Annotated in this window: 12 protein-coding genes; 3 read left to right on the forward strand and 9 right to left on the reverse strand. The window is 60.3% G+C overall.

Annotated elements, in window-relative coordinates; translation table 11 throughout:
* Positions 1-87: 87 nt before the first annotated feature.
* On the reverse strand, positions 88-1,164 hold the full coding sequence (locus tag FHS49_RS08545; RefSeq protein WP_184017262.1) for an adenosine deaminase family protein: 1,077 nt from the start codon (positions 1,162-1,164) through the stop codon (positions 88-90).
* A 304-nt stretch (positions 1,165-1,468) separates the two neighbouring features.
* On the opposite strand from FHS49_RS08545, the gene FHS49_RS08550 reads away from it, so the two are divergent.
* On the forward strand, positions 1,469-2,464 hold the full coding sequence (locus FHS49_RS08550) for an isopenicillin N synthase family dioxygenase (protein WP_184017264.1): 996 nt from the start codon (positions 1,469-1,471) through the stop codon (positions 2,462-2,464).
* 154 nt (positions 2,465-2,618) lie between these two features.
* On the opposite strand, the gene FHS49_RS08555 is transcribed toward FHS49_RS08550, so the two are convergent.
* The 8 genes from FHS49_RS08555 to FHS49_RS08590 all read right to left on the reverse strand — a co-directional run bounded on the left by FHS49_RS08555 (position 2,619) and on the right by FHS49_RS08590 (position 10,489).
* Positions 2,619-3,320: a glutathione S-transferase N-terminal domain-containing protein gene (locus tag FHS49_RS08555; RefSeq protein ID WP_221240422.1), complete on the reverse strand. Its 702-nt coding sequence runs from the start codon at positions 3,318-3,320 to the stop codon at positions 2,619-2,621.
* The gene (locus tag FHS49_RS08560) at positions 3,307-3,912 is read right to left on the reverse strand and encodes a Rieske (2Fe-2S) protein (RefSeq protein WP_184017266.1); all 606 of its coding nucleotides are present in this window, start codon (positions 3,910-3,912) and stop codon (positions 3,307-3,309) included. The genes FHS49_RS08555 and FHS49_RS08560 overlap by 14 nt, the downstream gene beginning before the upstream one ends.
* Positions 3,909-4,760: an aromatic ring-hydroxylating oxygenase subunit alpha gene (locus FHS49_RS08565; RefSeq protein ID WP_184017276.1), complete on the reverse strand. Its 852-nt coding sequence runs from the start codon at positions 4,758-4,760 to the stop codon at positions 3,909-3,911. Before FHS49_RS08565 ends, FHS49_RS08560 begins: the two co-directional genes overlap by 4 nt.
* A 132-nt stretch (positions 4,761-4,892) precedes the next feature.
* A complete protein-coding gene (locus tag FHS49_RS08570; RefSeq protein WP_184017278.1) occupies positions 4,893-6,497 on the reverse strand; it encodes a tannase/feruloyl esterase family alpha/beta hydrolase in 1,605 nt (534 codons plus the stop codon).
* A 228-nt stretch (positions 6,498-6,725) separates the two neighbouring features.
* Complete coding sequence (locus tag FHS49_RS08575) at positions 6,726-7,634, reverse strand: LysR family transcriptional regulator (RefSeq protein WP_184017280.1); 909 nt, start codon at positions 7,632-7,634, stop codon at positions 6,726-6,728.
* Positions 7,635-7,727: 93 nt separating this feature from the next.
* Positions 7,728-8,288, reverse strand: a complete 561-nt coding sequence (locus FHS49_RS08580) for a DUF4394 domain-containing protein (RefSeq protein ID WP_184017282.1) — start codon at positions 8,286-8,288, stop codon at positions 7,728-7,730.
* Positions 8,289-8,609: 321 nt separating this feature from the next.
* Positions 8,610-9,617, reverse strand: a complete 1,008-nt coding sequence (locus tag FHS49_RS08585) for an MBL fold metallo-hydrolase (RefSeq protein ID WP_184017284.1) — start codon at positions 9,615-9,617, stop codon at positions 8,610-8,612.
* A 113-nt stretch (positions 9,618-9,730) separates the two neighbouring features.
* Positions 9,731-10,489, reverse strand: coding sequence for an SDR family oxidoreductase (locus FHS49_RS08590; RefSeq protein WP_184017286.1), 759 nt, complete (start codon positions 10,487-10,489; stop codon positions 9,731-9,733).
* A 71-nt stretch (positions 10,490-10,560) separates the two neighbouring features.
* Between FHS49_RS08590 and FHS49_RS08595 the strand changes: the two genes are divergently transcribed.
* The gene (locus FHS49_RS08595; protein WP_184017288.1) at positions 10,561-11,187 is read left to right on the forward strand and encodes a TetR/AcrR family transcriptional regulator; all 627 of its coding nucleotides are present in this window, start codon (positions 10,561-10,563) and stop codon (positions 11,185-11,187) included.
* Positions 11,188-11,250: 63 nt separating this feature from the next.
* Positions 11,251-12,801, forward strand: a complete 1,551-nt coding sequence (locus FHS49_RS08600) for a cryptochrome/photolyase family protein (RefSeq protein ID WP_184017290.1) — start codon at positions 11,251-11,253, stop codon at positions 12,799-12,801.
* The last annotated feature ends 238 nt before the right edge of the window (positions 12,802-13,039 follow it).

The following is a 13,039-nucleotide window of genomic DNA, read 5'->3' on the forward strand; positions in this document are numbered from 1 at the left end:
CAGACCCGGCGCGAACATCGCATCACACGGCGGACCTGCAATATCAGCAAGGCCAAAGCATTGCGCCCGCTGCCCGCGCGATGGGGGTCAAGATCCAGGCACTTTACTCGTCCTTGGATCAGCCAAGCTCCGCTCGGCCTCCGCCCGCCACTGCACCAGACGAACATCGCGATCCGGTCCGTCGATCCACGACATCTCCAGCGACGCCATCGCCATCTCCAGCAGCTCTTCCCGGCTCCAGCTATAAGCCTGCTGCGCGATGACATATTCCTGGGCAAGATCGGTGTAGAAGAAGGCCGCATCATCGGTCCCCAGACATGTCTGCAGACCGGCAAGCCGGAACTCGTTCACCGGGTGATCCGCGGGTGTCGGAAAAATACCCGGCCCCATCAAGCATAGACAGGATATGCACGACGTCACACCGATCCCCGCCTCGCGATATTTCGCGATCAGATCCGGCCTTCCCTTGAGATCATAAGCGTGGTCGGCACGGTCCAGCGGCAGATCCAGCCCCTCGATCACGTCCTGCGGGGTGCAGAGATGGCAGGTGGTGCGAAACCCCTCGCGCTTTGCATATTCGAAAGCAGGGGCGAACAGGCGCACGGGATGGACGAAATCACCATCGTTTCCAATGCCCAACACCGGCACCCCGGCGTCTCTCGCCGTCATCGCGTCGACCACGACGCCCATGCCAGCCGCTGGATCGTCCGCGCGGTCTGTCGCCAGAATGAGGCCGCCAGTCACGCCGTGATACCGCCTGATCTGATCGAATGCCCGCCCCATGGCCTTGAGGGCGTCCGATACCGGAACCGGGCCGCACCGAAGCTCGCCCGGCGTGGCGAACATTTCGATGTGCCGACAACCGCACTTTATCGCATCCTGCAGAACGTGCAGCGTCGCCGCCTCGTACATGTCTTCGCTGGTCAGCGCCGCCGCCATCGCCCGCAGCCCCGAAAAGAAACCGTCGGCGTTCACATAGTCCTTCGCGGCCCCGTCCCAGGCCTGTGCGGTAAAAGGGAAGGAATTGCGGATCGAGCCGAGGAAGTGCATGTGCAACTCGGCCTTGGGAAGCCTGCGCGCCAGCATCTTCAGCGCCAGAGAATCAGCGATCGATCCGCGTTCAGCCTCTTCCTGCGTCCATTCCCGTGTCAGTTCCAAGCTCATGCAATCCTTGCCTTCGAGGGCCGATCTTCGAAGATCGCCTTGAAGACAACATCATAGGGCGCTCGCCTTTCGATGCCATCTGTATGATTCGAGCGCGATGTTCGCAAAATTCTACGATCGCCGCGCTTTGACCGACCGTAGCGGTTCCGCTTGGGGCGGATCGATTTTTCAGCACAGGTCGACCGAAACTCTATGCTGGCGCGATGCCCGACCACTTGGGATGCTGCTTCATCGCGCAGAACGGCGTTTGGAGCGGAGCAGGCCAGTAAAATTAGGATAACTCAATCGGCTGGAAGGATGGTTTATGTATCATGCGGAGCAAGGTCTGAAAGCTGAGGTAATTCCGTTAATCGATCTGTCTGATTTCAACGACGCCACCGCGCGCATCGCGATCAGCGCTAATATTCGCGCAGCTTGCTTGTCAGTTGGCTTCTTCCTCATCAAAGGCCATGGCGTTCCCAAAGAAATCTGCGATGCCGCCGCCGCCGCATCGAGGCGGTATTTCGCGCTGCCCGAAGAAGAACGAATAAAAGACCTGATCGACCCGCGATTCCGCAGGGGCTTCATGCCGTCGTCCGATGGACAGCGCGAAGTGCTCGAGAGTTTTGAGCTTTCGCTTGATCTGCCTCTGGATGATCCGGACGTGATGGCAGGTCATTTCCTGCATGGTCCCAACCGATGGCCTGCGGACAAGCCTTGGTTGCATGAGGCGGTTGAGCCTTACCGCCAAGCGGTGCTTGCTTTGGGCGAAAGGCTGGAAAGGCTTTTTGCTCTGAGCCTCGATCTCGACGAAAACTATTTCGTGGAGCTTTGCAGAAAACCAACTTTTCATCTGCGCCTGATGCACAATATGCCGCAGACCGAAGAAGAGAAGAAAGACCACATGGCTGTCGGCGAGCATACCGACTTCGGTATGTTGACGATCCTTATGCAGGATCCGAACGGGGGTTTGGAGGTTCAAACACGCGACGGCGAATGGGTGAAAGCGCCTTATGTCGAAGACACATTCGTGATCAACGTCGGCGATATGCTCGAACTTTGGACCAACAATCTCTACGTCTCCACGCCGCATCGCGTGATCGGCCTCACCGGCCAGGATCGTTACTCCATCCCCGCATTCTTCAGCCCGTCCTTCGACACTTTGGTCGAATGTATTCCGAGCTGCCTGGCACCGGGCGAGAAACCGAAATTCGCTCCCTTGCAGGGAGGCGAATATCTGACTCAACGACTGAGCCGCGAAAGCGACAAGGTCTCGGATGAATATGAAGGCGTCGGCGGCCATCGCAAATTGGCCATTTAAGTCATCGCGCTGCGCCCTTAGAGCGCGATGACTTTAGGTCGATCCAACCTGTCATTGCGAACGTAGCGAAGCAATCCAGAGCAGTTTATGCCACCTTGGACTGCGGCGTCGCTGCACTCCTCGCAATGACGGAGCCATGTAATGTCATGACGCTCTAATGTGTTGCGCTCTGCGCTGACGCGGCCTGACATTCAGTCTCGGACAACAGGGTGCGGCTCGCATCAAGCGCAGGCATCGGAAATACGCCTCCCATGAGCGCAAAATTTGGCAGGCGGCGGAGCCGTTCCGTCCACCGGCGCACGGCGGGATAGGGCATACGCGCGATCCCGCCCTCCTCGCTGAGGATGACATGGACGAACAATGCGATGTCCGCGATCGTGGGCTCCGCGCCGGCGACCAGCCAGTCATCGCCGCCGCGTTCGCCGAACCAGAGATGCTTTTCCGTCATGCGTAAAAGATCATGGGCCTCCCGGCGACGGCGCTCGATATCGGTAGCCATCCCGATGGAATCATGGAGGCGAGCGGCACCCGCGCTGGACTGAAGCAGACGGGCGATCGAAAGCCATTCCTGAACCGCGGCAAGACGCCCGGCATCCGCGGTCGGCAACCAGCGCGCGCTGCTGTCATACCGCGCGGCAAGATAGACGAGCGCCGCCAGCCAATCGCGTAGAAACGCGTCGCCCGTATCGAGCACGGGCAATGTTCCCAATGGGTTGATCGCCAGAAACGCCTCTTCCCGATGTTGCCGGCCAGGATAGCAATCAACCGTCTTGAGATCCAGTTCGACCCCCAGCAACCCGCTCAACAATCGGACGGCATAGCATTCGGGAAGCATGGCATTGTCATATAACAGCATGATCGGCCTCCAATTGGCGGCGCAGTCGTTCCAGCGCAGAGTCAAGCGTGCGCAGGGAAGCCTCATCGCGCGCAATCCCCCGGATAACGCTTTGCCCCTCCGCCAGCGGCTGAACAAAGAAGGTGGCCCCCGTCAATTCGGCCGCCAAGAGCGCCGCTTCCACGGTTGCGGCGGGCCGGTTTACGGGCAACGCGCGCATCACGACACCATCGCGCACCAAGGGGACAGTGCCTTCGCTGTGGTCCTCGGCCACTCTTGTCCACACCAATCCGCCGCGTTCGATCACGGGAAAGATCGTCGCGCGAATGACCGCAGCCGGCTTTTGGGTAGGATGTGCAGGGATATGGGTACAGGCACCGCTGCCACTGGCGAAGCGCCAGGCGTGATACTGGCACTGCAATTCATTGCCGACAGCCACGCCTATCGAGAAGCGCACGCCGCGATGGGGGCAGCGATCCTCCCACACATTGACCTCCCCTTCGGCAGATCGCCAGACGGCGAGCGCCTGGCCTTCCAATTGGGTTTGATAGACATGCCCCGTCGGCAAATCGGAGGACGCGGCCACGGGATGCCATCCGATTGACGCAATCATGCCGGCACGCCCGCTGCTTCACGCACCACGCCATAGGTCACCCCCAATTGCGCGAGCCAGCGCCGATAGGCGATTGATGTCTTGTCGGCCAGGATCGGAATCTCCATGCGCGGGCCGATGGGCAGACGTTTGGGATTTTGATTTTCGAGGATCGGCTTGTCCTGAAGAAATATGAGTTGCTGATATCCGCGTATGTCCGCCGCGCTGTAGGCGCTGCCGGGGACCAGCAAAAGCGTGTGGGCGACGCAATGATCCTCGTCGACGGGCTGCGCGAACAGATATGCGGTTGTCACAAGCGTGCCGCTGTCCAAAAGTATTTTTTGGAACCAGGCCGTCAACGGCCGTTCCACTTTATAGCTATATCCGATCATCACGCCCTGATTGTCCATCAGCGCATTGGGCTGAAAGACTTCGCATCCCGTCACGAGCACCCCCCCGCCCGGCAGAGTTTCGACGTTATAGCTGGCCACCGCCGTTTCGGGTTCTGCGCCGAGATATCCGGCGTGGACATAACCCAGATGCCCGAGATCGAGAAAATTCTCGATCGCGCGGCCGGCGGACGCATGGACGGAGACCGCGCCGCCGATGACAGCCGTCATATCCTCGACTGCGAGTTCCGGAACGTCGATGATCGGCTGCATCGGTGTCCCAAGGCAGGCCCATATGAACCCGTAGCGCACGTCGCACAGAACGGGCACGCCATCGGACTGCACGATTCCAACGCTGCCATCTTCCGCACGCGCAATCTGAAGCGCGACGCCGAGCAGGGCTGTGGCGAACGTCTCGCCATGCAACAAGGCGGCGGTGTCGCCAACGACATGCCAATCGTTCCAGAGTATCGGATCCAACGCTTTTTCCTCTTGGCTTGTCCAAGCATGATACCGCCTCGGCGCCGCTACAATAAAGAGCAGATTTTAGGGCTGACCGTTCGATTATTGATGGGCTTAGCCCATCGGCTGCACCATTGCGCCTATGGCCCTTTACGGCTTGGGCTTCGCGGACGCTCTTAGGGGATTTACGGACACGAAGCTCGAAGGGTCATTCGGATCCCCGCGCCCGCTATACCGATATTGCAGGGGATAGGCGTAGATCGGCCGGGAGAAGGTCGTTTTCTGCGTGGGATTGCGGAAATATTGCGTGACGTCCTGCGTGGCCCAATCGGTGGAGGGCACATGGCGCGCCATCAGCACATCGGGCGCCTGACCCCTTTCCACCCAGGCTTCGAGATAGGAAAGCTGGTCGATCGCATTTGCGCCAGGCCCGCCGCCGCAATGCGCACGACCAGGGATCATGAACAGCCGGGCGAAGGCCTTGGTCGCAGCCTCTCCGCCCATGGCCTTCTGCACCATCTCGTAATAGTCGATCGTGTTGAGGGAAAACGGCGTGCCGTCATCGTGCCAGCCTTGCATGATCAGCAGCTTGCCGCCGCGATCGCGATAGGCCCGAAGATCGGGATTGCTGGCTTCGTAAATGGCGCTCATCAGGCGCATCCGCTGGGGATCCTTATCCCAATCGAATGTGGACGCGTCCCAATCCGGGCCGGGATCCTGCCCGAAGGCCATGTATTTCATGAAGTCGGAGGAGAAACGCTCCGGCGAAGTGAAAGAGAAATAGCCGTCTTCCGACCCCAGAACGGAATGCGAAAGATAGATTTTGCGTCCTTTTGAATCGACCGGGCCGGAATAGATTTTGCGCGCGGCCTCCACCTGCAGCGGCGACAGGCACGCCTTGGTGCGGCTGGCCGTGCACGCAATCTCAACCGGATCGAAATTGCACTGGCGCGGATCACCGATCACACCGTCACGAACATTGTCATTCATGTCACATTTCGCGATCACAGCCTGTTTCAGCGCCTCGATATCGGTCGGACCGAATAGCGACTGACCATCCTGTCCGCGTGTGGCCAGCATATTCCAGTGAAAAATCGCAAAGGAATCGCACAGACGCGACGCCGGATCATTTGCCATGATCCCGTCATAGTCTTCCGGAAATTTCTGCGCGGCGGCCAGCGCCTGTCGCCCGCCGCCGGAGCAGCCAGTGAAATAGGACCATTTCGGTGCCGCGCCATAATAGCGCGTGGCAATGCCCTTGGCCGCGAGCGCGGTGACGTGGATCGCCCGAAAGCCATAATCCACCTCTCCCTTCAGATTATCGAGCGCCCATGTGCCATCATCCATCTGCGACTTATGGCCCTGATCGGAAATGACACAGGTATAGCCCCGACGCACGGCATCATCACATTGCGCCGTCTCCGTAGAAAAGCGGGTGCCCCCGCAAAAACCGCCGCATCCCACCTGGAGAAAGCGGCTGTTCCATGTTTCCGGCAGTCGCAGCTCGAAACCGACGGTCGAAGTGACATAGCCTTCGACCAGACAGTAATCGGGCTGCTCGCCGTCGCCGCTCACCACCTTCGCCGTGATGATTTGCGCAGGCGCATCCTGGATCCGGCCGAAATCCGTCCCCATGAGCGCTTCGCAACGCGCCTTATGCGGCACGCTCGCGGTCTGAGCCGCGGCCGAAGGGCCGATCAGGAGCGTCATCGACGCCAGCATAAGCGAGAAGGCGGACAACAGGATTTTGATCACGAACACACCTCTTTTCGTGCCGGTTTCAATAGATGTCTTGCGTGAAAAAGCCGAAATCAAGATTTCCCATATTCCCTCACGCCGCCGGACCGTCCATCATATGGTCGTTCACATAGCGTTGGGGCGGACGCCTCTCCATCAACTTTATTAGGGCGTGGCATCGCAAATTTGCGGCACCCGGCCGAACGCATTCCAGATTCACGTTCAAACCGTCGTCAAACGTGCCGCTTAAACCGAGGGTTCGTTCTGGTTCATCATGACCTCGGACAAATGTTTGATAAAAAGTGACGATGGAATGGACAACGATCGTCCGCTCGCCGCGATGAGAGAAAGATTGGATAGCGGCGCTTTTTCCTCGACGAATGGCAGGAATATGAGCCCTCCCGATTCAACCTCGTCGAACACGTCTATCGCCGTGACCAGCGCTGCACCGCATCCCAGATAAGCGAGTTGCTTGGCCAAGGTGAAGCTGCTGGTCTCGAACGCCGCGAGCGGCACGGTGCCGATCCCCCGCTGCCAAAAAGCGTCGATCCCGGCGCGAAGCGAAAGACTGCCGTCAGGGATGATGAGCGGATATTTGCTGCATTCATCGATCGTCACATCGACTTGGGTGAGCGGATGCCCCGGGATCACGGCTACGCCCAGCTTGTACAACACCGTCTTTTCCAACCGGAGTGCGTGGGTGTTGGGCGGATTGAAAGTGAGACCGACATCGAATTGGTTCGCCAGCACCAGATCGGCGACCGTCGCGGCCGGCGCAACCTGGACGCGATGGCTGATGGCAGGGTAATTCCGATGAAATGCCGCAAGCGCCTTGCCGATGAATGCGAGCGCGCCCTCAACCGTAACGATGGAGACTTCACCGCGGCGGAGTCCCTGCAAATCATCGATATGAGACTTTGCTTTCGAAAGCTCCCGCTTGGTGCGCCGCACGGTTTCGACCAATATCTCGCCCGCCGCGGTCAGGATGAGGCCTTTGGTGGTCCGTTCGAACAAAGGCGCGCCGATATATTGCTCGAGCTGCAATATCTGCCGATCGACCGCGGAGGCCGCGATATTCAGATGATCCGATGCACGACGAATGGAACCCCTCCGCGCCACCTCGTCGAAATACATGAGCGCTCTAGAATGAAGCATACAGGAGCCGACCTTATTTTTCTATTTTTAAGGGATAACACCTAGCAAAATATAGAGCAACTACAAGCTGGCACTTCATTGGGGGGGACAACGTCAAGCTGGCCTGTCGGCATCGTTACGGAGGCCGGTGTGGCCTATGACATCGACCTGTTCGCACTGTCCGCCTGCGAAACCGCCGGTATAGGCCGATCCGATCACATCAATCGCACCCCCGTCTGCTCTGCTAATGGCCGTATCGACAGTCGCGGCTCCATTATCCACATTGATGCGTAGATTCTGATCATCGCCGCCGATGACGCGCAGCCGATCGGGGACGGGATTGAAATCAACACCCAAGATCCCGCTGGTGGGGACAACGGAACTGGCGCTCACGAATGTTGCGATTCCCGCGGTCGTCAGCGAATAGATGCGACCACTATTGGCGGCGATTCCGTAAATGACGCCATTTGAGGATCTCATATCGATCCCACCCAGCACATCGCCTGCAGCCAGTCCGCTGATCAGCGCTGAACTGCCGATCAGTGTTGGGCTGGCGGAGTCGAAGGTCACAATCCGCTGATCGAGCGTCACCCCGATCAATTGTTCGGCCCGCGCCACCGATATTGGCGCGAGCACAATCGCGGCGGCGAAGAGCAATTTCCACGGCTTCGACATGAGGCATCTCCCTGTTCGGCCGAAAACCAGCCGACGAAAGATACGCAGACGACACGTCTTTGGACGCGGCTTGGCATCGAGAAATTTGGGATTGGCGAAATTTTGTTTTGATATGTCCTTTGGCGCAGGCGGCATCTGTCTTCGCCTTGTTCCACAGCGGTTCAATCTCGGTGCCGCGCTGCCGGTAAAAAGGACGGACGATCACCCGTTTTCACCGACACCACACGGCCCACTCATAATGTCGCCGCCGAGGAGTGCCGATCCACAGGGCGAGCCAGTCACCGGGTGATGGCAGTCGGAGCATCGGCATGGCCTGGATTTTTACTGGACCTCATCCGGTGCCGCGTCGAAAGCCACCGTCTCCGCCGGGCGCAAGGCCACGAAGCGATCCGGCGCGATGGCGCGCGCCGCAAGGCCCGCCCTCAACCTCAAGGCAGGTTCATCTCTGGGTTCGTCCGTCAGTTTGAATGTGCCCCAATGAATGCCGATGGCGGCCCGGGCATCAAGATCCAGCATGATCTGAATGGCCTCTTCCGGATCGGTATGCTGGGCGGCCATGAACCAGCGCGGATCATAGGCACCGATGGGGATGAGCGCGAGATCGGTGGGGCCGAAGCGTGCGCGCAGATCGCGAAAGATCGCGCCCGTGCCATAGCCGGTATCACCGGCGAAATAGATGAGCTGACCCTGCGTCCGCAGCATGAACCCGCCCCACAGGGCCATGCGCCGGTCCCGCATGCCGCGCGAGGACCAATGGAGCGCCGGCACGATATGCGCTTCGACGCCGGGTGCGATGTCGAACCGGTCGAACCAGTCGCCCGTCGCGACCCGCGCTTTGGGTATATGACGATGAATGATGCGATCATTGCCGAGCGGCGTGACGATCAACGGATCATGGCGGGCGTGCAAAGCGCGTAATGTGGCGATGTCGAGATGGTCGTAATGATTGTGCGATAACAGGATCGCATCGATGGGCGGAAGATCGTCCATGGCGATGCCGGGCAGCGTCACCCGGCGTGGCCCGGCAAAGGCCAGCGGACTGGCGCGACCGGACCAGACCGGATCAGTGAGCACATTCAGACCGCCGACCTGGATCAGCAGGGTGGCGTGCCCGATCATCGTGACGCGCAATCCTTTCACCTTGGCGGCAGGGACGACGGGGGCCACAGGAACCGATACCGGCCACGCCGTTTTCGGCGCGGTGCGATGCCAGCGCAGCACATCGCCCAAGGAACGGTCTGTCTCCGGCTCGCCTGCCGGGTTCAGGAAGCGGAGGCCGTCGAAATGCGCGGAGATGGGGCCGTCATAATAGCGGTTGCGGGCAGACATTCAGGATGGCCTCGGTCGATGGAGCGGGAGGTGGGCTCAAAGGCCAAGATGGCGGCGCGTCTCCCGGCGTCAAGCGACACTGTGAGGATCAGCACCGCCACGCTGGATTTTCGTCAGGCCGCGGCCTTCGACCAGGCGATGGCATCGGCACCGGCGGGCAGCACCATCGGACAGCCCGGATCGGTCGCGGCGCGGAACACCGCCTCGGCCACATCCTGCGCGGTCGTCAGATCGCCCGATGCCGCGGTTTCCATCATCGCCATGGTTTGGCTGGCAAACCCCTCATAGGCCAAGGGGAACCAGCCGCCTTCGGCGATGCGCGCCCGCGCGGACACCGCAAAATCGGTCGACGGTGCCATGCCCGGCAAGACCACTCTGGCGCGGATACCGAAGTCGGCAAGCTCCAATGCGGCGGACTCGGTCAGCGCCGTCATCGCCGCCTTGCTGGCACGGTAGACCGAAAGCAGCGGCAGCGGCTTGAGCGTCGAACTCGAACTGACATTGACGATCACGCCCGAGCGCCTTTCGCGCATGTCCGGGAGCACCGCCTGCATCATCGCCACCGTGCCGAACAGATTGGTCTCGAATATGTCGCGCACCGTTTGCATCGACGTGCCCTCGACCGCATTGAGCCAACCAATGCCCGCATTGTTGACCAGCACATCGATCGGCCCGGCCTGGGCGACCGCCGCTGCGATGCTGGCCGCATCGGTGACGTCGAGCGGCAAAACGCGCAACCTGTCGGAAACCGGCAAGACGCTGGCCGCAGGATCACGCATCGTCGCGATGACCGACCAGCCTTGATCGAGAAAATAGCGTGCGGTTTCACGGCCAAAGCCGGTCGAGCAGCCTGTGATGAGAACGGTATTCATAGCATTGTTCCTTGCAACGGTCTGGGTATGGGTCCAATATATGAAGGATCATTCAGGTTTGGAATTCGCATATGAACCGCCCCGCACCATCGCTGCTTCAACCGCGGAAAATGCCGCAACAGGCCCGCTCGGCTGCGACGATCGAGGCGATCTACACCGCGACCATTCAGGTTTTGCTGGCTGACGGGGTTGGACGCCTTACGACGACGCGGGTCGCCGAACGGGCGGGCGTTTCGGTCGGCACGATGTATCAATATTATCCGCACAAGCAGGCGCTTCTCTTCGCGGTCGTCGAGCGGCAGCTTGAGGCGATTATTGCGTCCATGCTGACGGCAGCCGAGGGTCTTGAGGGCAGTGACCTGGCAACGCTTGCGGAGGGTCTGGCAATCGCGTGGCTCGACGCCAAGACCGCCGACATGGTCGCATCGCGCGCGATCTATGGCATTGCCGCCGAGTTCGATCTGGGCGAGGTGATGGGCAATGCCATGAAACAGATGATCGAGGTCATCGGCCGATTACTGGCTGCCGCCCCCGACGCGCGGTTCACCGATATCGGATCTATTGCCTTCATGCTGGCGACATTGCTGGGCGGTTCGGTGCGCGTGGTGATGGAGCTTGAAGCCTCGCAAGAGCATCTTTCATGCCTGCGCAGAGAATTGCCCCGCGTCTGTCAGGCATATCTTGCGGCAGCCACTTGAGGCGGGGAAGTCATCGCCTGCAATCAGGCACCTATGGATGATTTTGGACGTTATAGCGATCGCATGACCATTCTCATCCCCATTCTGGGCGACCAGCTTTCACACGGCCTGGCCTCCCTGCACGATATCGCGCGGGCTGATGCGGTCATTGTGATGGTGGAGGTTGCCGAGGAAACCACTTATGTGCGGCATCACAAGCGCAAGATCGCGTTGATCCTGTCGGCCATGCGGCACTTCGCCGATGAACTGCGCGCCGATGGCTGGGTGGTCGACTATATCCGTCTCGACGATCCCGAAAACAGCGGGAGCTTTACCGGAGAGATTGCCCGCGCGATCAAACGCCATCAACCAAAGTCAATCCGCATCGTCGAGCCTGGCGAGTGGCGCGTCGCGAAGATGATCAAGGATTGGGCGAAGCATTTCGGTCTGCCGGTCGATGTCCTGCCCGATGACCGGTTCATCTGCAGCATCCTTGAATTTCAGACCTGGGCGCAGGCGCGGGGCGATCTGGTGATGGAATTCTTCTATCGCGACATGCGGCGCAAGACCGGCCTGCTGATGACTGCCGATGGCAAGCCGGAGAGCGATCAATGGAATCTGGACAAGGACAACCGTGCCCCGCCCAGGCGCGGCCTTGATTATCCCGCACCGCTGCCGATCGTTCCCGACGCCATGACGCGCGATGTCATGGCGCTTGTCGCGGATCGCTTCCCCGGCCATTTCGGGCGGCTGGACGGGTTCGCCCTACCCGTGACTGCGACAGAGGCCCGGCGCGCGCTCCATCATTTCATCCGCACGGCGCTGCCTGCCTTCGGCACCTATCAGGATGCGATGGTGACGGGTCAGGACTGGCTTTATCACAGTTGGCTCAGCCCGGCCATCAACCTCGGGCTGCTGACCCCGCTGGCGGTCGCGCAGGCGGCGGCGGATGCCTATGCGGCGGGCGACATCCCGCTAAACGCCGCCGAGGGCTTTATCCGGCAGATCATCGGCTGGCGCGAATATGTGCGCGGCTATTATTGGATGGAAATGCCCGAAGTCGCCACCGCCAATGTGCTGGAAGCGACGCGCGCCCTGCCGGAATTCTACTGGACCGGACACACCGATATGCTGTGCATGGCGGAAGCCGTGCGCAACACGCGAGATAATGCCTATGCGCATCACATCCAGCGGCTCATGATCTTGGGCAATTTCGCGATGCTGGCCGGGGTGGATCCCGGGGACGTGGCGGACTGGTTTCTGGTCGTCTATGCCGATGCCTATGAATGGGTGGAATTGCCCAATGTGATCGGCATGAGCCAGCACGCCGATGGCGGCCGCCTTGCCACCAAGCCCTATGCCGGTGGTGGAGCCTATATCAATCGCATGTCGGATCACTGTGGCCGGTGCCGCTATGACGTCAAACAGAAGACCGGGCCGGACGCCTGCCCGTTCAACGCGCTTTACTGGGATTTTCTGGCGCGCCACGAGCGCCGCTTTCGCCGCAATCGCCGCATGGTACAGATGTACGCCAACTGGGACAGGATGGCCCCGGAAATGCGCGCAGCCTATCGCGCGAGCGCCGCCGCATTTCTGGCCACGCTCAAGCCGGCTGCCAAAGGGTGGGCGCGCTGACGTGTCGGAAAACACGTCATGCGCTGATGACACACCCTTTGGCCGGGATGGCTGACCGCGAAAGCCATCTCCCGCATCACCCGTTCAGATTGTGTGCCCATTTTGGCTGGATGGGGGCTGGGAGACCGGTTTCTTCGGCGCAATTGGCGCGGAGGTTTTCCATGGTGGGGCCGAAGTCGAACACGTCGATCGTGCCGCGGTCTGTGCGCAGGGTATTGCGCAGCGCGGTGGTCGCAGC

It is taken from the genome of Sphingobium boeckii (genome assembly GCF_014199215.1).
Taxonomy (GTDB): domain Bacteria; phylum Pseudomonadota; class Alphaproteobacteria; order Sphingomonadales; family Sphingomonadaceae; genus Sphingobium_A; species Sphingobium_A boeckii.